The sequence below is a fragment of the Chitinophaga sp. CF118 genome (assembly GCF_900112615.1).
Classification (GTDB): Bacteria; Bacteroidota; Bacteroidia; order Chitinophagales; family Chitinophagaceae; genus Chitinophaga.
The window spans coordinates 1,288,227-1,315,060 of the sequence record NZ_FOMK01000001.1 but is presented as its reverse complement, the minus strand read 5'-3'; the positions used below and the strand labels follow the sequence as shown (position 1 = coordinate 1,315,060).

The window sequence follows — 26,834 nt, the reverse complement described above, 5'->3', positions numbered from 1 at the left end:
GTTATGAAGGATTATTGAAATTGTAATACTACTAGCTGAAATATTGTTTACGACTGCAATCTTCTCGCAGCAGATTAATATACCTTCGTTTCATCATTAAATGCACGGCCTTTATCATCCAATTACTTGAGTAACCGAACTTGTTAGTCCCATCACCTGCTAAAAAAATGTAAAACCCATGAAGATGAAAAAGAACAAATTCCCATTATTGGCATTAGCTATTATCCTGGCTGCCGGCGGCGCAGTGGCAAATTCTTTAACAAAAGATAGCCGGGCAGAGACTCAGTATTACCTGGCCAGCGACGGTAACTACTACCCTGCCGGTGTAGAAGGTTATGATTACGAATGTGCCTGGTCCCAATTTGGTGCCTGCACCTATCATCTGGATGCTGCGACTGGTAATTATGTACGCACCAAGTATGGTAAAATTCTGTTCATCAGATAGTATCAGCATGCTTTTTCAGTTATAGACCTTATGGGCTGCATCTTAGCTGATGCAGCCCATATCCCCCTGGTTTATCATTAATCACGTATTAATACGTAATTAAAACAGGTGTTTATGCACTTGATGGGGAGAGATATTTAGTTGAATTTTGTACAACCAAAATTTAATTACTTAATCACAAAACCCCAAAAAAATGCGTAATCATCTCATGCTGATGGGTGTGGCTGGTATTGCTGCACTATCGCTCTTCTCATGTTCCAAAGATCTGAAAACTGATGATCAACTACTATTACAATCAGGCACTGCCATTACAAAAGCAGCTGCTGGTAGTGATGAACTTGATGCTATCCTGAAAGACCTTCCCCCGGAAACGTATCTGCTTGGTTTTGATGGATTGCCCATTAATAATTACATCACCAAATCTATTTACGGAACATTATCCGATGAAACTCAGTTTGGCGGACCACGTTACCCCAGCCCAATTCCTGCATTGTACAAACTAGGTTACACTACAATTCCGTTTAAAAAGATCTGGATCAAAACCTGCCCTACAATGATCCCCTACACAGACATTGCGGGCCGTGTTAGGGAACTGCTCAAAAAGGTAGATAGTAAATCATTTGCAGATCTGGCAGTGACTGAAATAGGTGACAAACAGCAATTGCTGGCTACTAAAACCTTCCTGACCGCAGCCAGCCGCCTGCAACCAGATGCTATAGATAAAGGACTGTCTGGACTTAGCCTTGGAAAATTCAGGCTCTCATTACCTGCCAATAACAAACTGCCTTACTTTACCCGTGGTTTTTATGGTATTGGTGATATTACTGCAATACCAAATGCCGGCGCCCGCACAACTGCATACATTGGACTCAGATGGGAAGATATTCTTCGCAAACGCTTTCCTAACCTGATAGGTTGCTTTGATCCGGAAATATTGAAAGATATCCGTTCCAAATTTATCGTTATTGATAAAGGGGTGTTTACTGGTCTGAATGTTGAAGAAGTGGCTGGTGGTGCTATTGTAGGATTCTAAGATATTTGTTCATACCAAACTTTGTCAGGAGTCCCTGTTTTGTAGCATCTGTTTGTACTACCCGGATACAGCTCCTATTAACAGCGGACTCCCGACGGAGATTGGACTTCAATCTTTTTACTATGATCACGTGGAAACATACTTGCTGGATAAGCCTGGCGTCTTTTCACCTTTTAGTAGCCGGTTTACATGCTGCTCACCTGAAAGAATGGTTTGCAAAGAAATCATGGTTCCTTACTCAACTGGAAGCCTATGCCGATTTTACCGGTGCGGGTAACATTTTCAGCTTTTTTGCTCCTCATATTGGTAATGAAATTGCTGTAGTATATACCATTGCTGATGTACAATCCCAACAGCGGGTAACCCGCCTGGAAGGGGCTAATACAGAATGTAACCGCCGTATTCAAACAGTTTATAATTTTTTCAGTATCGATGAGGCCCAATCTCTGCTGGCCAAAAGCTGCGCCTCTTATATGATGCGGCAATATCCGGAAGGAGAAATGGTGCGGGTAACCGTAATCAGTAAACAAGTGCCGGATATGAGCGCCTTCCGTCAGGGTGCCACCGCAAAGTGGGAACCCATTTTAATAAAGAATTATAAAAGAACAAATCTCTAGAACATGAACCGCTTTTTGAAACCCTCCTCTGCAGAGCCTCTTGCATTCTTTAGAATTGCCATTGCTATCCTGGGGCTTATCCAGGGACTTTGGCTGGTCTTTAACATCAGCTTACTTTATGGTGCCGACGGACTGGTTCCCTGGTCGCTCAGTAAAGAGATCGTATCTCCCTATATGCCACAACTTTCATGGTTACAGCCATTGATTACCACTACCGGTACAAACCCGGATATCTGGGTGTACTCACTGATGGGACTATATCTGCTTAGCCTGTTGGGATTACTTACGGGAAACTATACACGTACTTCAGCTACTATTGCATGGGCATTACAGTTCATGTTTATCAATACCGGATTTATGGCGGCCTATGGAGTTGAAACCTTCATGCATATCGCATTGTTCTATTGTATCCTGATGCCGGTAGGTAGCACATTCTCCATAGATGCTATTGTGAAGCCAGGGTCGAAAAATAATGAATGGAATACATTGTCGATCCGTGTATTACAATTGCATCTTTGCCTGGTATATATTGCGTCTGGTACAGAAAAAGCGATGGGTGTGCAATGGTGGAACGGGGAAGCCATCTGGCAAACGCTGATGCAGGGACAGTTTGCCCGGTTCGATATGCATTGGATAGCCCAATATCCCTGGTTCGCTAAATGCCTTGGCTGGAGTACGCTGATCATTGAAACCTGTTATCCGTTATATATCTTCTGGTCCCGGTCCCGTCCTTATGGATACCTGGCAGTTGTATTGCTGCATATCAGTATTGCCATTTTCATGGGACTGCAACTATTCTCCGCCATTATGATCATCTTTAATACTGCTGCCTTTGGATGGCCTTATGTTCGTAGTGCTTACATTTCTTTAGTAACTCCGTTAAGGGAGCGGAAAAGATTGCGGAGAGCAGGCATGGTGGCTACTCAGGCATTCTGGAACATGGAATAGATCAGGCTCTTAGTCCTGCTATAAGATTGATAGACAATGCTACTACAAATGTATTCAGCACAAAGGCCAGTAAGCCATGCAGCAATGCTGTCCTGCGGATTTTGCGGGCAGTGATTTCCACGTCAGATACCTGGAAGGTCATGCCTATTACGAATGAAAAGTAAGCAAAGTCTAAATAATCGGGACGATCCTCTTCTGGAAATTCCAGTCCTTCGGCTTGTTTGCTGTTATCCTTTTCATCATCGTCATAATACATATGGGCATAATGTAAGGCAAACATAGTATGTACCATTGCCCACGATAATAAGATCCCCGCTACTGCCACCGGAATATATAAGTCAGCATTGGTTTCTTTGGATAACATCAGCAGTAATACCATGATCATACTGGCAAAACTGGCCAGCAGGATGAAGATGAATACGAATGTCCTGCTCCCGTCATCAGCCCGGGCATACTGCCTGATATCATCCACACTACGGGTGAAAAACACGATCCAGCAGGTAACGGTGAAGGAAAGGGCAAATACATCCCATAAGAGCATGATCCTGATCAATGGGGAAAGCTCAACATTCCTGACCAGGAAAAAGACCAATGCTGTAATACCAAGGCCAATCAGACTGCGGTTAATAGGATGGAGCAACATGAGTTTGTTCCCGTGCATTGGACAGATTTTCTGTTAAATTACAGCATTCATACTAAAATTCTACCTTTGCCCTATGAAGTTTGAGCAGTATCATATATCCCCGGAGATCAAAAAGAGTTTGGCAGAACTAGGTTTTAAGCGTCCTACTGATATCCAGTTTAAGGCGATACCAAGTATCATGAAGGGCGACGATGTGCTGGCTATCGCCCAGACAGGTACCGGTAAGACCGCTGCTTTTGCTATTCCCATCCTGGATATGCTGCAAAAACGGCATCCGAAGAAAACGAAAGGAGAAGTGCGCTGTGTGGTAATGGTCCCCACCCGGGAACTGGCTATTCAGATAGCCGAAGTATTTACACAGATCGGAAAATACACAAAACTGAACATTCTCGGACTGCACGGTGGGGTAGATCAGGCACCTCAGCTGAAAAAGCTGGCCCAGGGCGTAGATGTACTGATAGCCACTCCTGGCCGTATGTTCGACCTTATCAGCCAGGGATTTATAGATCTGAGCCAGGTAGCTGTACTAATCCTGGATGAAGCGGATCATATGCTGGACCTCGGCTTTATCCGGGATATCCGCGATGTGATGAAACATCTTCCCCGTAAACACCAGACCCTCTTTTTCTCGGCCACAATAGACAAGGATATTAAAGATCTTGCCTATTCAGTGGTATATAATCCTATCCGCATCCAGATCTCTCCACAGGACCCCGTGTCTAAGAATGTACAGCATGCAGTGGCTTATGTAGGGATGGATGATAAACGTTTCTTCCTGGAACGCCTGGTAAAGGAATTCCCTGAAAATAAGATTCTCGTATTTGTGCGTACCAAAGTACGGGCAGAAAGGGTGTCTGCTGCAATGGCACGGATTGGGGTTAATACTTTAACCATGCATGGGGGAAAGGAACAGGATAACCGCCTGGAAGTGATGGCTGAATTTAAAAAGGGAGATGCAAAAGTGCTTATCACTACAGATGTGAATGCACGTGGTATTGATATTCCCGATGTAGACTATGTGGTAAATTACGACTTGCCGGACGTTCCTGAGAATTATGTACACCGTGTTGGCCGTACTGGCCGTGGGGTAAAGAAGGGACAGGCTGTATCATTCTGCAGTGATGAGGAAAAGCCGGTGCTGGATGCCATCCAGACTTACCTGGGTAAAGAAATCACAGTGATGAAGATTGATAAAAACGATTACCGGGAAACCATCAGTTTCTCCGAAGATATTCCTAATGATAACTGGCAGTTGCTGCTGGATGAACATAATAAGGCGGAAGCACAACTGGCAAAGAAGAAGAAAAAAAAGAAATAGTATGTCGATAACTAACGATGCCGAACTGGCAGGAATGAAGAAGATAAGTGAAGCCGTAGCGACTACACTTAAAGAAATGCGCAACTATGCCAAACCCGGAATGACAGCCAAACAGTTAGATGATTTTGGTGGAGATGTGCTTCAGCAATTAGGTGCTAAATCGGCCCCCAGGCTAACATATAACTTCCCAGGCTGGACTTGTATCAGTATCAATAATGAAGTAGCCCACGGTATTCCTTCAGAGAGGAAAATACTGCAGGAAGGAAATCTGGTAAATATTGATGTGTCTGCAGAACTGGATGGGTTTTGGTCTGATAATGGCGGGTCGTTTGTGTTGGGAGAAGATATTCATCATCATCAGGCGCTGGTAGATACTTCAAAACGGATCTTGAAAAAGGCGATCAATAATATTAAAGGCGGCGTTCGTATCTCAGATATCGGAAAGCTCATTGAAACCGAAGCGAAAAAAGCAGGTTATAAAGTGATCAGGAATCTCACCGGTCATGGTGTGGGTAGAAACCTTCATGAAGAACCCCATGAAATAGCTAATTACTGCGACCGGTTTAACACGGCCAGGTTCAGAAAGAATTCTGTTGTTGCAATAGAAACTTTCATTTCTACACTTTCTACGATTGCTAATACACAACCGGATGGCTGGACGTTAATCGGTAACAGAGGTGGTTATGTAGCACAACATGAACATACCATCATTGTAACAGATGGGGAACCGGTGATTCTAACGGAGATGAATGAGATCTGGTCATAACCATCTGATTTTATGTCGTTAACGTGGCATTAACCGAAAATTTAACGGTAAAGTATTACCATTGTATTCTGATTGAATTTTTAGTCTATAAAGATAAAGCCGGGCAGTCGTGTCCGGCTTTTTTATTAGTAATATATTCTATATTCTATTACACCAATTCCTTCACCTTATCGTAATTCTCAACAGTCTTTAAAAGGATATCGGCAAACTTAAAGATATCGTCTAAAGTAGCAATGTTGTTTTTAACTTCCTTTTTCTGTTCGTCAAATGTTCCCACACATTTTTTCGCTCCATCCAGATAGAGCCTACAAATTGTTTTACGATTGTTATTGTCCAGGAGAATTGCAAAGTATGATTGTGCATCTCTATGAGATATTCTGGTAGTACTAATTTTTTGTCGTAAAATAGCTTTTACAAGCATGAAGGCTTCTAGTTCCTCTTCAGTTGTTACAACTTTAGTATCTTCTGTTTTTAATTGATCTGTAGCCGCCAGAACAGCGTCCTGTTCTTTGATTACTTCATCCTCTTTTGTCAGTGCTGTTTTTAGCCGATCTGTAATAAGATCATTTATATTTTGTTGAATAGACTTCTTCGTTAAATTAGTAAATAGTTCTAAAACCTTAGCGGTGATTACGCTGGGATATACCTGCCTTGCAAAGTGTTTAACAAAGTCAGCACCGGGATTATTAAACTCTGAAGTAAGTAAGATTCGGAGCTCATTAGTGTATTTTAACTCACTTGCGGTATTTACAATATTGTCGAAGTTATAATAAGCTTTATGGAACTTTTTAAGTTCTTCTATCTGATTATCTTTTATATCTGTGATGTTGAATGTAAAAAATGGTTTCTCATCCATTTTGTTCGGCTCCACCAGGTCTGTGTAAAAGCGATATTCAATTCCATTTGTCAGAATTGAAAATTTAGCTTTTGTAGTATGGAAGTACCTAAAGAGTTGAGATGCATTTTGAACATTTAATGGCATTGCGTGATGTTTACATTCTATCAGGATAATTGGTTGCCCATTTTCCATGATAGCATAATCGATTTTTTCTCCTTGCTTTAAACCTATATCAGCAACTAATTCAGGAGTTACTTCTAATGGATTAAAAACGTCATATCCTAATTCTCTGATAAAAGGCATTATAAAAGCATTTTTAGTGGCTTCCTCGGTATTCACCTGGTCTTTAAGTTTAATAACCCGGTCACCAAGTTGCTTGATAAGGTCTTTGAAGTCCATAGTTTATAGTTTATTATTATAAGTGGGATTGTAGTAATGTTTCGGTTATTTATACGCCATAGAGAAACTGGTATCTGTCGTAGCCTTTAAATTATGAGGCTTGGGGATCTTAATAGTATCATGCTATAGGGGTGTTTTGATTAAACAACACCCCACACTTAAATATGTTCAACTAACCTGAAAGATTTATAATATTCCGGCCTTCGGGAAATTATATCACCCCTTAACGAGCTGATAATTAGATTTTTACTTAACTTTCCTGTATTAAAATATCCCAATATGAGCAAATTTGTTATCACCAAAAGTTCCAATGGAGAATACCGGTTTAAATTAACAGCGGCTAATGGAGAAGTGATCCTTGTAAGTGAAGGATATGCTTCAAAAGCCGGCTGTAATGGCGGTATTGAGTCTATTAGAACGAACGCTCTCCACGATGAGCGATATGAAAAGAAAACTTCCGCTAACAACAAGTATTACTTTAATCTGAAAGCCACGAATGGACAGATTATTGGTACCAGCGAAATGTATGAATCAACAACTGGCCGGGATAATGGTATTGCTTCTGTAAAGAAAAATGCGCCAATTGCAATTATTGAAGATCAAACTGTTTAAACTTCGGTCAGTCAATCCCTGCATCAGGGATTGACTGACGTTTTTATTTTACATCTCTCTCCTCATTACTATTACTTTACAGCCATAATACCCATCCACATCATTTATCATCTCTTGTATATTCCTGTATCCGGTAATTTCTGCCAGCAGCGATAATTTAAATGAGTTTTGCATAAGGTGGTTGTAGAGGAACATCATCCTGTTCATTTTAATAAAAGGAGTAATACCCACACTGAAGTGCTGACGGAAACCCTGCGACAGCTTAGCTCCATGCATATTGAACATATTGGCCAGTTCAGTTATGTTGTGAGCAATGTGAGAATTCTCTACAAGATAGGAGAAGATATTGTTGAACAGTTCGGTGCTAGTCTGATTGGATAACAGGAAAGGGTTAGGGGCGGCAGCATCCTGCTGGGCAAAATTAAGGAAGAGGTCGATGCAACAGCGGTGCAGGTAAAAATGTGCCTGATTTTCAACGTAGCGGCAGCTGAGAATATTCTGGATAAGCATGTTACAAACGGCATTAATCTTATACGGTTGTTGATTAATCACACCACTCGTCTTATCCGTTTTTTTATTGGTTAAATAACAAAGAGCAGGGTACTGTTGTACCAGTTGCGCCAATGCGCGGGGAAGGATATTGATATGAAAGGATAAAATCTTTTTATCCGCAGGCATGGGTACACGGTGTATTTCTGCGTAGAGGTTAAACAGGTTACACTCTCTCTCGTCAAGAACAAATTCGTTTGTTTTGAATAATTTTTCAGCCCGGAGACTATCGTCATACATGAAGTGCAGAGCCCACAAATGAAATGGAGTATATGCGCAAAGCATAATATCCTTCCTGGCAAAGATATCATGCACCCAGAGGGAAAAGGGACCCAATGAAAAATGCTGGGAGAGCATGTCGTGATCCTCATCCTGTTCATAATATAGTCCTGCGTAAGGGATGATCAGTGGTAGATATTCCTGTGGGACATATGTAGCAGGGAGATAGTTCTGTTTGAACCGGTCAATTAATAGCAGCTTATTTTCGTCATGTAATTGCGGGTACATAAATATTCTTTAAAAGTTTTTTATTCTTTCACATGGATGGGCAACAAGCCTGTACAAGGCAACCCGGACTATACGGCCCGAACAATGCGTTGTCGTCTTAACCGGTGTGTATGCAATCCGAGATGGGAATTTCTAAACAATGAGTATCGATCAAATGGATAACAAAATATTGGGTAAATTGGAACCAGTTGTTATTTGAAAAGCTAAGCTAGCAAATTGATAAATGATACTCGTTAATAACATGTTAACGAATAGAAAAATAATGGGGTAACTATATTTGTAGTCATAAACATTATGATGAAGATCCATCTAAAAGGCAGAAGCAGGTATTTATATATTGCAGGAATTACAATGTTAATACAGTTCCTGTTTTTTAAATGCCTGTATCCGTTCCCCAACTTTATGCAGGATTCTTATAACTATTTACGCAGTGCCTATACCAATGCGGACGCTAATATGTGGCCCGTAGGATATGCAAAGCTGATCCGTTTTGCAGGGTTCTTCTCTCATTCAGATACCCTGCTGGTATTTATGCAGTATTTCTTTTACCATTGCTGTGCATTGTATTTCTTTTTTACAATCCTTGACCTTACTAATTCAGGAAAATGGGTGAAAGTGGCCATATTTATATTCTTGTTCCTCAATCCTGTTATACTCTACCTGAGCAATTATATTACCAGTGATGTGTACTTCATTGGAGTGAGCCTGATATGGATCTCCCAGCTTTTTAAACTGATTTATAAACCCGGAGTGTTGTTATTAGTAACGCATGTACTGGTGCTGCTACTGGCATTTACAGTAAGGTATCATGCATTGATTTACCCCGTAATCAGCATAATAGTTATCGTTTTCTGTGCAGTGTCTTTGCGGACTAAGTTATTCAGTATTGTAGCTATTCTTGCATTGATCAGTGGGTTTGTTCTTTATACCACAGCACAAACGGAGAAGGTTATGGGAACCCGGCAGTTCTCTGCATTCAGTGGCTGGCAAATGGCCAGCAATGCAGTGTATGCCTATGCACATATGACAGAAAGACCCGCCATTAAGGTGCCGGAAGAATTCACGGCTGTGCATACACGGGTGAGTAATTATCTGGACTCCCTGCAGCATATCCCAATGGATTTGAGACCGGACAAACCGCTGATGGCTTTTTATCTGTGGAACCCGGGCTCTCCTTTACAACCGGTTCCTAATGCAGAACATATCGCCGATAATAAACTGCACCTGGAAAAAATGGCTGCAGTATCCCCATTGTATAATAAATATGGTAAGTACCTGATTAGTCAATATCCGTTGCAATATATCCGTTATTACATTCTTCCCAATATCCTGCAGTATGCAAACCCTCCTGCAGAAAACCTGGCAGTATATAATGATGGCTCCGATACTGTCTGGCCGGTTGCCCAGGTTTGGTTCGGATATAAAACAAATAACGTTTATACGAGGTCGGATACACGTGAAATGCAAATTTTCGAATACTATCCTGCATTTATGGTATTTATTATCTTGCTGTTTACCGGTGTATGGATAGGATATTTGCTGATAGGGGGGCGTAAATTTACTGCTCCCAGGTTCAGGAATGCCTTTAGAATAACAACCCTTTACTGGATAGTGCATTTCGGTTTTAGTGTACTGGCGTCTCCGGTAGTATTAAGGTATCAGCTGTTCAATATGATTCTGGGCGTAACATTTTCTGTATTGCTGATAGATATGTACCTGAGAAGGGCCAGGTATCGTTAGTATTTGTAATTTGTTTAAATTGCAGTGAACAAGGTGTAATGCCTTCTGTCTTTCACCCATCAAAATTATGATGATGCAACAGGATCCTAAATCCTACATAGCTGCTTTGCAGCTTTCTTTTCCGGAGAATGCTTATAAACGAATTGTAAGAGGTGTGCCCACTGAGATTGAAAGTGTAGAAGAGGATAGTGATAAAGACAAGGCTTATTTTGATAACAAGTCAATTGTATCTTTTGTGGCAGGTGTGAGCCCTGAAAACCGGCAGGACATTCTTGATTCTACATTATTGGCTCAACTGGCCGCGGGACATTTGTATCCCAATCCTCAGGATCTCAAACTATGGTATGAAAAATATACAGAGGTTTTAAGGAATATCGGCTGGACAATACAGCTAAATGAGTTCTCGGAGGTCTCTTCTTCCGGATCATTGTTCGAAATGAAAAATGCTATCCTGGGCATTGTTAGTGCTGCTTTTGGCGGAAATTATGTTGCTATTGTTACTAATGTACTGGATGCCCTGAAAAGCCTTAGCGACAGTGACAGCAAAATCGTAGCGTTTGAGAAAAACACCCACAGCTTAGGGAAAGGAACTTTCCAACTGGCTATGGTAGAAGAAGTGAATGGAGCTGTGGCATTACATATGGCCGGTTTCATTATTTCTACTTCCAGTGAGGTTAAGCGGATTCTTTTCTTCTCTTCCAAAAAAGAAAAAGCTACTGTTTCCAGTAATTCAATGGCATGTGCGCTCAATAAAGAAACTTATGCCACCGTACGAAATACTGTTAAACAGAAACTGGGAGATAAAGCACAACAATACATTGCAGAAATAACCATCTAGAACATTACATTATGATTTGTAAGACCCTGGAGATAAGTGTACACACTCATCAGTGACTCCATGATCTCGGGTATATCATTTCCCCAAATGGTATTCACTTCCAGGGTGGTTGTGTCATCGGCTATTATCGGCTCTATTGAAGGGTAATCTTTCATTAGCTGATCTTCGTAATAGTTCCAGGCCTGGATGGTCTTTGTCGTGATTCTGATAACGAATTTCCCCAATGGATTTCCCTTTGTAGACTCAAAACCACCTTCCAGTATGATGGGAGTCAGTGCTGTATTATACAGGATACATTGGAGTTCGAGTCCATCAGGAGCCGTCCAGTTACGATCATTGGTAATTGTCTGGATGGCCCATCTTAATTCCTGAATTCGCTTAATCTGCAATTGTGTGGTTTGGCGGTTGAAAGCTGAATAAAGTTGTATCAGGGAGTCAATCTTCCCGGAATTATCATAAAAGTATTCTGATAACTGCTTGTTGGACTGGCAGGTAAAAGTTGTAAGTAAGTCAGCGAGCTGTTCTGTCATGCTATTGGGGGATATATTATAAGTAGCACAATCAGGGAAAAAGTAACATGACTACATGGCTCTTCTCAACGTCTCCATATCACAACCATAAAACGCCATAAAGGCCTGATCCAGCTTTTCCCAGCTCTTGAATCCAACTATGGTGGCAATATGGGATAAAGTAGTGGCCTTTACCGTCAGCATTTCAAATACAGTCATCATCTTTGTCATGTTGATAAAGGCTTTGATTGGCATACCAAAGTCTTTCAGGAAACCTTTTTGAAGTGTTATAATATCCAGTTGGAACATCTCACCCAGTTCTTCCAAAGTATTATTGATATGTGGATGATCTGTCAGATAGTCAAATAACCGGCGAAAGGAACTTGCATTCAGTACATCAGAGATGAAATACCGTTGTGTGGAATGAGCATCCTGGTAGGCGAAGTTCATAAACAGGTCCAGGCAGCAACGGTAAAGGAAATGATGAGCTGGTATTTCAATATGCCTGCAGGTAAGTATTTTCTGGATCAGAAAATCACAAACAGAGTTGATAAAATAAGGATGTGTATTAATTGGTCCGGTAACATTTGCCGGTTTTTTGCTGGCCAGTCTGCGAAGAGCAGGGTATTTTACCGCCAGTTTTCCCAGTGCTTCCGGTAAAATATTAATATGACAGGAAGTGAGTTTCTGACCATCTTCCATAGGAACTTTATGCAGATCCGATACAAGATTGAACAGATTACATTCTTTTTCCTCCAGGGAAAAGGAAGTGTTTTCATATAATTTAACATTTACACTGGTTTCATACATGAAATGAAGAGCCCATGTAGGACGTGGTGTAAACGGACAAAGGATAATATCTGCATTTGCATATGTTTCCTGGATCCAGAATGAAAACGGACCTACCTGGATATGCTGGCTCAGTATATCACAATGTTCGTCTCTGTCAAAATAGACGCCTGCATACGGAAGGATTAACTGAAGATATTCCTCTGGTATGGCAGCAACTGGTATATAGCCAGGCTCCTCCCTCTCAATATAAAACAGCTTCTCAGGACTGTTGGGTGTTGGTGTCAGCATAACAAAAATGGTATGATGGGTTTGGTTGTTATTAGGTTACTAATCAGTCTTTTAGGTAATGTTTTTGGCTAATGAGTTATTTTGGCTGTCAATGTTAATTGCAGAATGGCAGATTAAGTAACATAGCTTTATTGTAATAATGGAGAGTAGGGAGCACTTGCTCCCTATGCTTATCTTGGTTTCTGTAACGTTTTTAAATCGCATTTATAATATGATCTAAATGCGCTATTTAGCCTTGATTCACTCCCGAAACCCATTAAACCGGCTATTTCAGGTAATGAAATATCATTAAATACTACCAGATCGTAAATCATCATCATTTTTTGCATCCTGATAAATAATTCTATAGTGATCGCAAAATGTTGTCTGAAGCCAATTCTAAGCATCTCTTCTGGTATAAAGAACTGTTTGGCTAATTCCGGTATCGAATGCTCTTCATATGGCTGATTTACGATGTAATTGAATATCGCTCTGAAGGTCGCTGCATTTAGTACACCATAAATAAGCATTGGCTGATCTCCTTGTTGTTCCTGATAGGCAAAGTTGAGCAACAGGTCAAGGCAACAACGCTCGCCGAAATAGCGCCTATGGTCCTCTTGCTGATAGTTACACCTGTTATACTTGTTAATCAGAAGCTTACTGGTAGCGGTAGTAAATAAAGGGTGTTCATTCACCGCATTACTTAACAAACTGATTTTTTTTTCTGCCAACCGACGAAGAACCGGATACCTTACAGAAAGTTCTTTAAGGGTACGCAATCGCATGTTAATATGAAAAGAGTTTATATGCTGTCCTGCAGTCATAAGCACCTCATGTTTGTCTGCATGAAGATTGAACAGGTTACACTGTCCTTCTTCCAAATCAAAATTTAAATCGTCATATAATTTTACATTCAGACTATTGGCAAACATAAAGTGCAGCGTATGTAAACTATAAGGGGTAAATGGACATAGCAAAATCTCCGTGTGAGCTTTTACATAATGTCTCCACAAAGAAAATGGCCCCAGCTGATCATGCGTACTTGACATAGTCCAATATGCATCCTCATCGAAATACTCTCCTCTATAGGATAATAACTCTTGATGGTACTCTTCCGGAATGGTTGATATTGGCGCAAATAATGGACTTACTCTTTCAATGAACAATACTTTCCGAACAAAATTGGCATTCATAAAACTTTAAAAGGTTTAATGTTATTAATAGTTTCACATGATTGGTTTACTCATAGGCAGCCAGACATTGAAAATTGCACATATGCGTATAAGGTAACATTATGGTTATCATATTTATCTGAAAATAAATGAAAATGATATTCAGGATCCGGAGATAGTGTAATAACTCTGCGATAATTGATTGTGGGATACCGCTATCGGTGTTTCTGTAGAAATTATAGATCATTGTACTTTCATCCATTCCGGTGCGGGCTTTCCTTTGAGATAGTGGTCAAAAAACTGTTGCTGGCGCTGCGAGAAATCCAGCTTATGCTGTTCATTAATTAATATATGTCCTTCTCCGTTATACTGTAACATCCACGCAGGCTTTTGTAAACGGCGCAACGCGGTAAATAACTCAATGCTTTGTGCTACCGGCACGGAATTGTCCTCCTCATTATGCAGAATTAACAACGGGGTAGTAATTTTATCTGCCCTGAAAACAGGCGAGTTCTTTATATATAGATCCGGCTGCTGCCAGAGTGTAGCGCCTATATTATTTTGTCCGCGTTCGTATAAATACTGCATTGTATTTCCTGTTTGCTTCTTGATAGCACCATAACCACTGATGAAGTCTGCAGGTCCGGCAGACGCCTGCGCGGCGGCAAATAATGTGCTGTGTGTGATCAGGTAATTGGTGATATATCCTCCAAAACTATGACCCTGTAATCCCAGCTTTGCCGGATCCACCCAGGGATAGCGGCGGAGATGTTTTGCCGCACGGAGTACAGATCTGGCGCCTTTTCCCGGATGGCCGGATGGCCTTTGAATGTCAGGTATGAATACCAGGTAACCATTGCTTACATACCAGGGAATATTCAGGTCGCCAGGGCTCAAATCAGGCTTCCTGAACAAATACAGCCGGTCGCTGCTTTTTTCGTAATAATGGAAAATGAGCGGATATTTCTTTTGCGGATCAAAGTTCTCAGGTTTGTAGAGGATGCCTTTATTTACCAATGTAGCCTGAATCCAGTTATATGATTTTTCCGGCTCAAAGCGGGTAATACTTGTGTATGACTTGAAATCATTTGTGATAAACAGGTTGGGCGATTCCTTATCACTCATACGCTGAAGAAGATAGAGGAGCGTGTCTTTAGCTTTAACTGGTTTAAATGCATCTAATGGATATTGTGGAAAGTAATAAAGACAGGGGGCTGCATTGTTATATTTATTCCGGGTATTGAATGTTGTTATCGTACCCGGGAAAATCATTCTGGATATAGTAGTACGGCTGTTTGTTAATTTAACCGGTGGCCTTTTTTTTGAAGGATCTACCTGCCAGATATTGTATGTATCGTAGATTAATAGTGCGCTGTCTTCCGGCAGCCATTGGGCAATCTCTATGGCTTCAGGAATGTTCCTTATAATTCCTGTAGTTATTTCATAGCAGTAATATTGATCTTCATACCAGGTGATGAATTTTTCGTCCGGAGAAAGTTTTGCAAGGATGATAAGGTCTTTTTTATTTTGCCTGATCATGGTGCGTGCACCATTGTAAGTATTTATAAGGTAAAGAGATGAGATGATGGATTTGTTCCAGTAATATTCGGATGAGTTGAGACTGTTTTGAGCAAGCACATATTTGTTCCCATAATCACATATCTGAATTCCGGTACTGTCTAACCGGGTTACCTTTTTTTGTTGCAGATCAATTGCCATACAGGTGCTGGTGCTGGGCATCTGCTGGGTAGGCAGGTAATAATCATTGTAGTGCCAGATCCGGATCTCCGATTGAGGAATATCTGTTATCCGCAAACGCTGAAAAAATAATAGTGTACCATCTTTACTAAAACGTAATGGTCCTGTCACATGCTGTTGCAATAGGATGGAACTATCCATGCCTGTATGATAATATTTTAGTGTATTGTTTACCGTGAATGCAAGTTGTGTTCCTGTTTGATCTAATGTGTAATGGTCTACAGCTCCCTGGTATATTGTTTTATGTTCGTAAATAAGTGCATTGGTTGTTTGCATCAGTAATCTGTTGCCGGCAAGTGTATAACTAATTACATCTGTGATAAACTGCGGGGCAGTATTATTCATTGCCTGTATAACCAGTGTATCTCCTGGTAAACGGAAAATCAGATTGCTATCTGTAAATGCAGGCTGGAAGCCTTGGGGGAATATGTGTTTATTGTTACCGTCAGTAGTCTGGAGAACGAGAAAATCTCCTGTTGCTGGAGCGCCATACCGGTACCAGATATATTGTCCGTTGTTGCTGATATTATAGTCCGGGTAGAGGTATTGCCAGGTGAGGTAAGAGTCGTTGGTCACAAGCTTTTTCTGTGCCCGTGTTTGTGTATAGCACAGGCACAGGAAAAAGAATGTGATCTGGTTGAAGAGGCGCATGCTACTTTAAGGTAGAGAATACTACTGCGACCCGGATGCATTTATAAAAGATAATAATCCTCTACGCACCGCATCATCCCCAACACACTACTGTATCCGGTTATCTCTGCAATAAGTGTGTGTGGAAGTGCTTTTGCCTGTATCCGGTTATAAATGAACATCATTTTCACCATATGTGTAAAATCTTCTACGGTGGTAGCAAAGAGCTGTTGGAACCCATATGCCAGCTGTTCTGCAGGAATATCAAATATGTATGCCAGTTCGGTATTGGAATGTTGTTTGTGAAGATGGGTTTCCAGATATTGGAACAACTGGTGATAAATAGCTCCATGCATAACGGTTGAATATAGAAGCCGCTGACTGTTTGCATGCTGCTGTTGTGCGATGTTGAGTAACAGGTTTAAGCAACAGCGATACAGGAATTTTCGGGCGTTTTCACCTGTGTAATCACAGGTAAGGATCTGTTGGATGAGAAAGTCGCAGGTACGATTTACCTGATAGGGATAGACATTGACCGGCCCACCAATACGGGCATTTTTTGAGCCTTCCAGGAATTGTAAGATGGGCTCTTGTTGGATCAGTGCAGGAATAGCTGCCGGATCTATATTAATATGGAGCGAGAGTATTTTTTTGCTATTGGGCATGGGTATCTTATGCAACCCCGGTGGAAGATTGAACAGGTTACACTCGCTTTCTTCCAGTAAATATCCCGGATCCTGCCGCAATTGAGCCTGCAGGCTGTCTTCAAACATGAAATGCAGCGCATAGATGGGAACTGGCGTAAAAGGACGTAATACAATATCCTTTTTTGAAAAGATATCATTCACCCACAGAGAGAAGACGGGTAGCCGGATATGCTGGGAAAGGATATCCCATTCGTCATCATGCCGGAAATAGATGCCAGCTTCAGGAATCAGAAGATTATGCAATTCTGACTGGAGACTTTCAGGGTCCATGTATGAATGCCGGGTTCTTTCGAGGAATAATAGCTTGTTCACCTTATATATTGAGGAATACGTTTATTGTCGTTTTCAGTCAATGCTTTGATCTGCCCTATTTTAATAGGATGGGGATTTAGGAATATAACGAAGCTATGATTTTTGTCCTTTTTATATGTTAACTCACAGTTAATGAATTTAAGACTTTGGAAATTGAATAATCTGCAATCCTATTTCTCTTCTTTTTTACTCGCTTCTGCTATTATGAATCCCATAAACAGGAATGCAAACGATGTCATCACAATAATTGGAAATAACTGGAACCTCAATGCTATCGGCGATGCAAATACACTAAATCCAAAGTTCACTAACCACAGGCAAACTACCAGCAGCAGCCCTTTTCCCATCATCCTATGCTGTTTATATCCTTCTAATACAAGGAAACTAAGCATGCCCAGGAAAAAGATCACATTCATTGTACCTACCAGAATGGGATAGAAGTCCAGGATGTTAACCTTAAAGTCTTTGAATATAGTGGTTAACTTATTGCTTTTATAGGCAAACCAGTTTTGCGCAATGGGATGTACACTATCTACACCTGTACTATAACTTTCCAGGAATTCTACCGGGGGGGCATAATACTTGAGTGCATTGGGAAACAGGTAATATTTTAAGAATGCTGCGGGATATGTTTTTATAAGAAACGTACCATAGTCTTTGTATAACGGGGCTACGGCTGCCCAGCGTTTCATTTCCGGTGCTGTAGAATCTTTTTTAAACTGCTGATGCATATACATTCTTAATGGAGCATTTGGTGTCCACATATAAATAGTACTGGCTACAAGCTCTTCTTCCGGATGCATCCGGTTGTTTCGTGTACTGTCGAAGTAATCCCGTACCATTTTATCTAATTTCTGAAACCGGGCAGGGGTAGGTTTCCTCTCGGCTTTTGGTACAAACTTATAAGCATACATGGCATTGTTCGCCATTTGCCAGCCGGTGAAAGGAGTGAATTGTCTGATCCCGGCCAGTTCATTGTATTTGCTGGTATTATACAGGATAAAGCTGCCTATTAATAACACGCATATTGCAAGTCCGGCAATCTTAAGCAGGTAGCGCCTTCTGGACAACAGGAATGCAACGCCAGCAATTAAGGGATAGAACATTGCATTGTACCTGATTGTAAATGCCAGGAATAATACAAGTCCGTGGAAAACCATTAACCGTGTTGTAGGGCGGTAAACGATCCATATCAAAGATGTGAACCACATAATACTCAGTGAAAGGAACAGGGTATCGCTGGATACGTAATTTGCCAGATACAGGAATACGGGGTTGAATAACATGAAGCCGAATAAGCCAATACGGGTAAATTTTGCGGGATTATAAAAATGGAATAAGGTAAATACCAATGATAAAATACTTGATTGCAGCAGCAGATACTGGAATATAACCAGGGCTTTATCCGAATGTGTGAATACACTGAATAGCCGCAGGAACATTGAATATCCTACAGGGTAAGTATTAATATCTAAATTAAAATAAGCAGTTTCCAGGTAAGCATAAGAATCTCCATTGATATAACTGGCAAACGGATACCAGTATTTAAAAAAGAGCAACTGTACCAGGAGGCCAATCACTGCTGTCCATACATATGGCCTGTTCTCCGGTTGTTTGAAAATGTAATCTTTCAGGGAGATATTGGATTTTGTTTCAACAGGAACGGCTCCTTCCTGCTTTTCCTCATGATATTCCTGTTCCGTATTGATAGACCATATATTTTCTTTGGAAGTAATGCCTGCGGCAATATTATCTACGGCAACCATAGCGGTGAGCATGGAATGGTCTGCATTATTATACTTATGCATGCCATTACGCCCTACCAGGAACAGGTTCTCGATCTGGTCTGTGAATGCCCTTACTTCGTCAAAACGTTCATAAGCGCCAAAATAAGCAGGATAGGTTTTTTCCACCCGCAGCACGGTACTGTCCAATACATCTGCGGCATCTGCCAGCCCTATTTTTTCCAGTTCAAGTATTGCCAGTGCGGCAATTTCTTTATCCGGTAATTTCCAGAAGGCATCTGTTTCATTACAGAAGAATTCCATACCTACCCATACCGTATTGGGATCTTTGACCATAAAAGGACTCCAGTTGTTGAATAACTGCAGTCTGCCAACTGTTACCTCCCTTTCCTGGATATAGATCCAGGTATCTTCCATATCCTTATGGGTGAGGCGTTTTAAGAGCACACCTACTGTAATGAAATCGCGATATTGTAGTCCTGCGGCTATTTCCTGTACTTCCAGCGGTACATTGCCCTGGATCCCTGCTACCAGTTCTTTTACGGGCATGGTACTGAAAAAGTAATCGCCTTCTAACAGAATTTCTTCTCCGGTTTTTTTATTAACGGCAGTGATGGCACTCACTTTATTATTGAAGGTATGGATCTGTTTTACATCATGATGCATATGAATGATGCCGCCCATTTCCTGTACCTGCCGGGCTACTTCCTCCCATAACTGGCCGGGGCCGAATTTGGGATAGAGGAATTGTTCAATGAGACTTGTTTCTGTATCCTTTTGTGAAATATCACCTGTTTTCTTCTTTTTCCTGGTAATTTCCTGTACCGCATGTTGTATTGCTTTACGGATGCTCACCCCTTTAATCCGCTGTGCGCCCCATTCTGCAGATATTTCATGACAGGGTACTCCCCATACTTTCTCTGTATAATCGCGGAAGAATAGTTCGTATAATGTATTCCCGAAACGGTTGATCATGAAATCTTCCAGGCTCTTTTCCGGTTTCCGCGGAAATATCTGTGCTTTCAAATAAGAGAAAAGTATTGCGATAGTTCTGCCTACGCCCAGTTTACGTAACGTTTCTATTGATAATGTAATGGGATAGGTAAAGAATTTGCGGAGAAAATAAATCCTGGAAAGGCGTTTGCGTACCAGCATCACTTTGTCAGGATCTGTAGGTGTAATGGCTGCATTCACTTCTCTGGACTTGTTCTGATATTGGATCGTAAACGCGGAGCCTGCCTCCTGCTGGGGAGGCATGATGTTCTGCCACCAGTTCATTACCCTGTCTGATTTGGAGAAAAAGCGATGTCCGCCAATATCCATGCGGTTGCCTTTGTAATTGATCGTTTTGGAGATACCGCCAATATCACCGCTTTTTTCGAGGATGATGGGGGTAATACCTGTACGTTTCAATAATTCATAAGCTGCTGTTAATCCCGCAGGACCAGCGCCAATGATTATAGCTTTCTTATCAGATTGAGAATGAGGGTTATTCATATGGGGCATTGTAGTTTAATGGATGACCAAATATATGTCAGCTTACTGTTGCCCAAAGTTAGGGGAGAGATGGGGTAAATAACTTAGGAGATAGGGAGAGAAACTTAGGAGATAGAGCAAATAACTTAGGAGGTACGGATAAGTGTATGGAGGGAACTTAATCCCTCCTGAGTGATTTGATAGTGCAATCATAGTATGCCTCCACCTGTGAGGTCATTTCCCCGATGTTCTGAAAGCCTGCGGCTTCGGTAATCATTTGCAGTGACCAGAAACTTTTCAGCAGTAACTGATATGTGAGCATCATTTTCAGCATATACATAAAAGCTTCCACACTAATGGAGAAATGCTGTTTAAAACCGTGGGCCAGTTGTTCTTCCGGAAGGTTGAAGGTGTATGCAAGCTCAGGCAGCGAATGCATTTTATGAGGATGTTCCAGCAGATAGTTGAAAATCTTCTGGTAAGTTTCCATATGCAGTATGGTGGTGAACAGGAAAGGCTGTTGTACCGCGGCATCCTGATTGGCGAAATTAAGGAACAGGTCTACACAGCAGCGGTGAATGAATTGTTGTGCAAGGCTCCCTGTATAACGGCAGGTGAGTATCTTTTTGATGATCAGATCACAAACTGCATTAATATGATAAGGTTGTTCATTAATAGCGCATGTGGTTGTCAGGGTGCTTTTTGCCAACGATTGCAGGTCCGGATATTTGGATACGAGAGAGGTTAACATTTCCGGACGTATATTAATATGGACGGACAGTACCTTTTTACCTCCATGCATTGAAATGCGTTGTAAACCTGGCAGGATGTTAAAAAGGTTACATTCTCTTTCTTCGAGTGTTAATGTATCACTCTGGAGGCTGTCTTCAAACAGGTAATGCAGTGCCAGGATATGATAAGGTGTATAAGGGTGTAATATGATGTCTTCTTTAGCAATGATATCATGCAACCATAATGAGAAAGGATGTACCTGCAGATGTTGGGAAAAGATCTCACATTCCTCATCTTCCCTGAAATAGATCCCTGCTGCCGGCACCAGCAGTTTCAGGTATTCTACCGGTAGCATATTGGTTGGGAGATAGCCGGTGTTATTTTTCTCGATCTGCAGCAGTTTGGCCTTAAATAAGATGGAATGCATATAATGAATTGTTTACGACAAATGCAAAATGAATTTAGTGTACGTATTTTATATGCAAGACACTGTCTTTGCCCTCTTTTTTAAAGGAGTAATCAAATAAAGAAGTTCTTCCTTTTAACTCATCCAGGAAAGCTTTGAGAGGTTTATGATGATCAAGCACGGTTGTAAATGTCAGGTTGCTGGCGGCTGTATCATCTATGCTCACATTAATCTGATAGAGTTGTACCAGCTTCAGCGAAATGTCGTGGACTCGCGTATTCTGGAAAGGATAGGTATCTTTCCAGTAGAAAGGATCCTGGTTGTTAAGATTTTCGGGGTGCAGTGGTTTACCTTCCTCATAATTCACTATCTGCCGGGGGCGTAATGTAAGGGTATCTGCAGCTGTCACTACTTTAATGGCACCTGTAGCCAGTGCAATTTTTACCTTTTTGCTGTCGCGGGTATTCACATTAAATTCTGTACCCAGTACATGTACAGTGCCATGAGGTACATGTACCAGGAATGGTCTTTGCGGATCCGGCATTATCTTCAGGTAGGCTTCACCGCTGATGGTAACTTCACGGGTGGGGCCATTGAAGGCTATCAGAAACTCAAGAGTCGATTCCTCATTAAGGATAATGGTAGAGCCATCCGGAAGGGTTGCTGTATATTTTCTACCCCGTGGAACCAGTATGGTAGCTGGTTGCCTGCTGGCACGGGGGCCGGTAGTCCAGAACAGCTGATCGGACTGCTGGTAGAAAATGGCATCACCGAAGGCAATTTTCTGTTGCTTCTCGCTGCCCAGTTCCATTAAAGGAAATCCGGGCAGCTTTAAAGCAACGTTTTTTTGGGTAAAATGGAGAGAGACCGGTGATTGTTTTACGTTTTCGGGCTGCCTCACCTGGGTTGTCACCAGCATTATTAATAATGAAGCTGCAATACCAAGGCCCGTTGCCCTATATATATATCGTTGTTTTCTTTTTTTAATTCCGGATACCAGTTGCTCTGCTGTATGAGTATTGAGAAATTCTTCCCGGGCAGCGCTCATGTCAGGATTGTCCAGTTGCTGACTGAAATCGTCCCATATAGCCCGTGCTGCGGGATCTTCTTCAATCATTTTTTTGAGGGTAGCACTGTCTTCAGGGGAAATAACCCCTGCAAGTTTTTCCAGTACCAGCTGTTCAATGTATTCCGTATTGTGGGGCATGATAAATACCTGTAATAGTGATCAATTCATATGTGAATCACTATATAGTGGTACGAAATAAAAAAAGGTACTTATCGGATTACAAACTTTTTTTCAGATGCCCGCGGAGTATTTTCAGGGCACGCTGGATATGGTTTTTTACAGACTGGACAGTAATGTCCATTTCAATGGCAATTTCTTTTATTCTTTTCTTTTGGATGTACAATTTAATAAATGCTTCCCTGCTGGCAGGAGAAACCATATTGATGGCAATAACCAGTTCCTGGTTCAGTTCTTTTCTTTCAAACGGTGTTTCAGTTATTGAAATATTCTGCAGTTGTATGTATTCCTGCTGCTGACCGCGCAAATTGAAATTAGTACGTGTAATATTTTTACACAGCATGTTTACCGTGCCACACAGGTATGCTTTTACATTCCTGATATCAGTATTTTTCCTCTTCCACAGTGCGAGAAATGCTATTTGCACTACATCATTCGCCTCCGCTTTATCTTTCAGTTTAATCATCGCCATGATGAAAAGCACTTCTGCATAACGATTGTAAAGCGCAGTGAAAGCTCTATTATCCCCATTACTGAAAAATTGAAAAATCTCATCCTCCGAAAATTGCGCAAATGATTTCATATGAAAAACTAAATATCATTATGAGCATTAAATGTAGGGAATCCTAAATGGCAATGAGTTAATAAGCTGTTAACGGTGTGGATTATATGGGTACTTATATATAATAAGAGCAACAATGTAGTAGGTGAATGACATAATAGATTCGCTTTAGAGGGTTGCAATATTAAATACAACGAATGCTTTGTATGAAGATTCCCGTACTTTCAGGCCATCAGCCTGCTTTGTCCTTATTGTTATTACTACTGCTATATACCTGCATCCCTGCACAGGTATCAGGCCGCCAGTTGGGCAATAAGAAGATCACACTTAAAAAGAAAAGGGTGACTGTCGGTTATGTTTTTTTACAGATAGAAGATCAGACAGAACTCCGGTTTAGTTATTTCTCACCGCTAATAGATAAGAACAGGAAAGTAAATGTGGCATTTGACAATACACCGCTGGATGATGTGCTGGCGTTTTTATTGGGGGAGATCAATATTAGCTGGACGTATAATGACCGGCTCATATCCCTGAATGAAAAACCAGGAAAGCCGGTTGCTGCGGTAAAGGCGCCACTGAGGGATACAACGTACGTTTTTAGTAAAATGCTGGACGAAGCAGTGGTCATTGCATATGGTATTACAACTCCGCGTTTTAATACCGGAAATGTATACGCGGTGAAGGCCGCCGATATTGATGCTGAACCAATATCGAATCCTTTATTGGTGCTTGAAGGACGGGTACCGGGTATGAGTATCATGCAAACGGGAGGCATTGCCGGTACAGAACTAAAGATCCAGATCCGTGGTAAGAACAGTTTAAGTAATGGAACGGAACCGCTCATAATCGTGGACGGAATTCCTTATAATGCTAAAGTGAATGGCGGTTTCGGGTCGTTTATCTTTGGCGTGAATGCCTCTGCTGTCAGTTATATTAATCCGGGCGATATTGAAAGTATAGATGTATTAAAAGATGCAGATGCTACTGCCATCTATGGTTCCCGTGGTGCAAACGGGGTGGTGCTGATTACCATGAAAAAAGGGCAAAAAGGAAAAACTGCCGTACGGGCTAATGTTAGTTATGGTGCCGGAACTATTGCACATCCTGTTCAACTGCTCAATACTACCCAATACCTTGAAATGAGGCGGGGTGCTTTCAAAAATGATGGTGTTACCCCTACTTCTGTGAATGCGCCCGATCTCCTGGTATGGGATACCAGCAGGTATACCAACTGGCAAAAGGAATTTATTGGTGGCACCTCCAATATCACCAATGCACAGCTATCAGTTTCCGGGGGAGATACCATCGTGCAATACCTGGTGAGTGGCAGTTACCGGAAAGAGACAACCGTGTTTCCGGATGATTTTGGTTCTCAAAAGTGGGGTACACACTTTAGTATCAGCAGTTCTTCTGCTAATCAACGGTTCAAAACAACATTAACGGGTAGCTTCCTGGTAGATCGTACAATACTACCGGCGAATGATTTCATCAACAGTATTACAGTATCTCCGAATGCTCCTCCTGCTTATGATGCGGCCGGGAAACTGAATTACTCCTGGGTAAATCCGTACCGGGCTCTGTTAGCGCCGGTAAATATCAATGTGAAAAACCTGTTGGGAAATGCGGGCATGCAATATGAGATCTTTCCCGGCCTGCATGTAAAGGCGAACCTGGGGTACCAGACTCTCAGCGGGCATGGATTATCTATTTTACCTATTGCACTTATGGCTCCGGATCAGCGGCAGGGGGTAACCGGTTCAAGTTCTACGAACCGTTATGAGGCCACCTCCCGGATCTTTGAACCGCAAATCACCTATACCCGTGGTTTATGGAAAGGGAAGCTGGAAGCTTTAATAGGGGGAACTTTACAGCAATATACTGAAGAACAGGAGATCATTAAGGCAAAAGGATTTAAGGATGATGGACAACTGAATGACCTGTCGTTTGCGGGAACAATCTCCGGCACAACGGCACATACTGCCTATAAATATATGGCACTCTTTGGTCGTGTGGGGTACAACTGGAAAGAGAAATATCTGTTAAACCTGAGCATACGCCGGGATGGCAGCAGCCGGTATGGTCCACGTATGCAGTATGCTGTTTTCAGTGCCATTGGTGCCGGTTGGATCTTTACCAGTGAGAAATTTGCACGGCGCCTCTCTCCTTTTATGAGTTATGGTAAATTAAGGGTCAGTTATGGTGCTACAGGCAATGACCAGATTGGTGATTACCAGTTCATGGATCGTTATGAGCGGGTAGGAGGTACTTATCAGGGTGTAGTGGGGCTGCAGCCTGTGAGCCTGTTTAATGCTGATTATGCCTGGGAACTTACAAGGAAGCTGGAACTGGGGTCAGAATTAGGTTTTCTGGATAACCGTATCCTGTTATCAACCAGTTACTACCGTTACAGGTCTACTCATCAACTGGTGGAATACCCTATTGCAGACATGCAGGGTGCCGGAACTATCCTGGCAAACCTTCCTGCCGTAATCGGTAATTCCGGATGGGAGTTCCTGCTGACGATGCAGAATATACAAAGCCGTCATTTTGTATGGACTACATCTTTTAACATCTCTATTGCACGTAACCGTCTTTTATATTATCCCGGAAGGAATAATAACGAATGGCCAGCCACACTGGTAGGTAAATCTTTGTCGGAGTTCTTTGTATATAAGATGGCAGATGTGGATAAGGCAACGGGTGCCTACCGGTTTACAGATGCTACCGGCAATATCGTTTCTGCAGATGGTTTTGTGCCAAGGGTAACCCCGGTAGATCTTGTTCCAAAATATTTTGGCGGGTTGATGAATACTTTCCGCTATAAACAATTCCAGCTGGAAGTACTGTTACAGTTTACCCGCCAGTTGGGAGTAACAGATGCATTTGATCCGGTATACCAGCCGGGTTATCAGGTAAATCAATATGCGGCAGCGGTGTCAAATCCCTGGAAGACTGCAGGTGATGTGAGTAACAGGCAACGGTTCACACAAAACGGAAATTTAAGGAAAGGGTATTTGATGGCGATTGAGAGTAACCTGAAATATACCGATGCATCATTCATCCGGTGTAAGAACCTGGTTTTCTCCTGGCAGTTGCCGGAACACTATTTACATAAGATCCATTTCAGGGAATGTAAATTCTCATTGCAGGCACAAAACCTGTTTACGCTAACCCCATACCAGGGGATGGATCCGGAAACACAATCAAGAACAGCGATACCTCCATTGCGTATTTTGATGGCAGGTATGCAACTGCTCTTTTAAAATA

At 41.7% G+C, this 26,834-nt stretch carries 22 protein-coding genes; 10 read left to right on the top strand and 12 right to left on the bottom strand.

From position 1 onward, the window contains the following. Positions 1-184: 184 nt before the first annotated feature. The 4 genes from BM176_RS05130 (at position 185) to BM176_RS05115 (ending at position 3,043) form a co-directional block, all read left to right on the top strand. Complete coding sequence (locus BM176_RS05130) at positions 185-445, top strand: DUF6520 family protein (protein ID WP_255373438.1); 261 nt, start codon at positions 185-187, stop codon at positions 443-445. A 193-nt stretch (positions 446-638) separates the two neighbouring features. Continuing rightward, a complete protein-coding gene (locus tag BM176_RS05125; RefSeq protein WP_090100250.1) occupies positions 639-1,478 on the top strand; it encodes a hypothetical protein in 840 nt (279 codons plus the stop codon). Positions 1,479-1,600: 122 nt separating this feature from the next. Beyond that, positions 1,601-2,095 carry a hypothetical protein gene (locus tag BM176_RS05120; RefSeq protein ID WP_090100248.1) on the top strand — a complete coding sequence of 165 codons (495 nt, stop codon included), beginning with the start codon at positions 1,601-1,603 and terminating at the stop codon, positions 2,093-2,095. 3 nt (positions 2,096-2,098) lie between these two features. Then, the gene (locus BM176_RS05115; protein ID WP_090100247.1) at positions 2,099-3,043 is read left to right on the top strand and encodes an HTTM domain-containing protein; all 945 of its coding nucleotides are present in this window, start codon (positions 2,099-2,101) and stop codon (positions 3,041-3,043) included. 1 nt (position 3,044) lies between these two features. On the opposite strand, the gene BM176_RS05110 is transcribed toward BM176_RS05115, so the two are convergent. Next, complete coding sequence (locus BM176_RS05110) at positions 3,045-3,704, bottom strand: DUF1345 domain-containing protein (RefSeq protein ID WP_090100245.1); 660 nt, start codon at positions 3,702-3,704, stop codon at positions 3,045-3,047. 55 nt (positions 3,705-3,759) lie between these two features. On the opposite strand from BM176_RS05110, the gene BM176_RS05105 reads away from it, so the two are divergent. Together BM176_RS05105 and map are read left to right on the top strand one after the other, a co-directional pair. Next, complete coding sequence (locus tag BM176_RS05105; protein WP_090100243.1) at positions 3,760-5,004, top strand: DEAD/DEAH box helicase; 1,245 nt, start codon at positions 3,760-3,762, stop codon at positions 5,002-5,004. 1 nt (position 5,005) lies between these two features. Then, the gene (map, locus tag BM176_RS05100; protein ID WP_090100241.1) at positions 5,006-5,770 is read left to right on the top strand and encodes a type I methionyl aminopeptidase; all 765 of its coding nucleotides are present in this window, start codon (positions 5,006-5,008) and stop codon (positions 5,768-5,770) included. Between the two features lie 148 nt (positions 5,771-5,918). Here map and BM176_RS05095 read toward each other — a convergent pair whose 3' ends face one another. Then, the gene (locus BM176_RS05095) at positions 5,919-7,007 is read right to left on the bottom strand and encodes a type I restriction endonuclease (RefSeq protein ID WP_090100239.1); all 1,089 of its coding nucleotides are present in this window, start codon (positions 7,005-7,007) and stop codon (positions 5,919-5,921) included. 279 nt (positions 7,008-7,286) lie between these two features. On the opposite strand from BM176_RS05095, the gene BM176_RS05090 reads away from it, so the two are divergent. Next, the gene (locus tag BM176_RS05090; protein WP_090100237.1) at positions 7,287-7,619 is read left to right on the top strand and encodes a YegP family protein; all 333 of its coding nucleotides are present in this window, start codon (positions 7,287-7,289) and stop codon (positions 7,617-7,619) included. Positions 7,620-7,667: 48 nt separating this feature from the next. Here BM176_RS05090 and BM176_RS05085 read toward each other — a convergent pair whose 3' ends face one another. Then, positions 7,668-8,675: a hypothetical protein gene (locus BM176_RS05085; RefSeq protein WP_090100217.1), complete on the bottom strand. Its 1,008-nt coding sequence runs from the start codon at positions 8,673-8,675 to the stop codon at positions 7,668-7,670. Between the two features lie 294 nt (positions 8,676-8,969). On the opposite strand from BM176_RS05085, the gene BM176_RS05080 reads away from it, so the two are divergent. Together BM176_RS05080 and BM176_RS05075 are read left to right on the top strand one after the other, a co-directional pair. After that, entirely contained in the window at positions 8,970-10,415 is a 1,446-nt protein-coding gene (locus tag BM176_RS05080) for a hypothetical protein (RefSeq protein WP_090100215.1), read from the top strand. A 67-nt stretch (positions 10,416-10,482) separates the two neighbouring features. Next, entirely contained in the window at positions 10,483-11,253 is a 771-nt protein-coding gene (locus BM176_RS05075) for a hypothetical protein (RefSeq protein ID WP_143097713.1), read from the top strand. On the opposite strand, the gene BM176_RS05070 is transcribed toward BM176_RS05075, so the two are convergent. The 9 genes from BM176_RS05070 to BM176_RS05030 all read right to left on the bottom strand — a co-directional run bounded on the left by BM176_RS05070 (position 11,250) and on the right by BM176_RS05030 (position 23,588). Next, the gene (locus tag BM176_RS05070) at positions 11,250-11,783 is read right to left on the bottom strand and encodes a hypothetical protein (RefSeq protein ID WP_090100211.1); all 534 of its coding nucleotides are present in this window, start codon (positions 11,781-11,783) and stop codon (positions 11,250-11,252) included. The two genes, BM176_RS05075 and BM176_RS05070, sit on opposite strands and share 4 nt — an antisense overlap. Before the next feature lie 51 nt (positions 11,784-11,834). Further along, complete coding sequence (locus tag BM176_RS05065; RefSeq protein ID WP_090100200.1) at positions 11,835-12,842, bottom strand: helix-turn-helix domain-containing protein; 1,008 nt, start codon at positions 12,840-12,842, stop codon at positions 11,835-11,837. A 170-nt stretch (positions 12,843-13,012) separates the two neighbouring features. Continuing rightward, entirely contained in the window at positions 13,013-14,014 is a 1,002-nt protein-coding gene (locus tag BM176_RS05060; protein ID WP_090100198.1) for a helix-turn-helix transcriptional regulator, read from the bottom strand. A gap of 222 nt (positions 14,015-14,236) precedes the next feature. Continuing rightward, positions 14,237-16,402: an alpha/beta hydrolase family protein gene (locus tag BM176_RS05055; RefSeq protein ID WP_090100196.1), complete on the bottom strand. Its 2,166-nt coding sequence runs from the start codon at positions 16,400-16,402 to the stop codon at positions 14,237-14,239. Positions 16,403-16,443: 41 nt separating this feature from the next. After that, a complete protein-coding gene (locus BM176_RS05050) occupies positions 16,444-17,400 on the bottom strand; it encodes a hypothetical protein (protein WP_143097712.1) in 957 nt (318 codons plus the stop codon). 170 nt (positions 17,401-17,570) lie between these two features. After that, positions 17,571-20,642, bottom strand: a complete 3,072-nt coding sequence (locus BM176_RS05045; protein WP_090100192.1) for an NAD(P)/FAD-dependent oxidoreductase — start codon at positions 20,640-20,642, stop codon at positions 17,571-17,573. 157 nt (positions 20,643-20,799) lie between these two features. Continuing rightward, positions 20,800-21,780: a helix-turn-helix domain-containing protein gene (locus tag BM176_RS05040; protein WP_090100190.1), complete on the bottom strand. Its 981-nt coding sequence runs from the start codon at positions 21,778-21,780 to the stop codon at positions 20,800-20,802. Positions 21,781-21,814: 34 nt separating this feature from the next. Further along, positions 21,815-22,966: a FecR family protein gene (locus tag BM176_RS05035; RefSeq protein ID WP_090100188.1), complete on the bottom strand. Its 1,152-nt coding sequence runs from the start codon at positions 22,964-22,966 to the stop codon at positions 21,815-21,817. 79 nt (positions 22,967-23,045) lie between these two features. Then, positions 23,046-23,588 (bottom strand): RNA polymerase sigma factor, encoded by a 543-nt coding sequence (locus BM176_RS05030; RefSeq protein WP_090100186.1) that lies wholly within the window; start codon positions 23,586-23,588, stop codon positions 23,046-23,048. 185 nt (positions 23,589-23,773) lie between these two features. Between BM176_RS05030 and BM176_RS05025 the strand changes: the two genes are divergently transcribed. Further along, a complete protein-coding gene (locus tag BM176_RS05025; RefSeq protein WP_177230300.1) occupies positions 23,774-26,830 on the top strand; it encodes a SusC/RagA family TonB-linked outer membrane protein in 3,057 nt (1,018 codons plus the stop codon). The last annotated feature ends 4 nt before the right edge of the window (positions 26,831-26,834 follow it).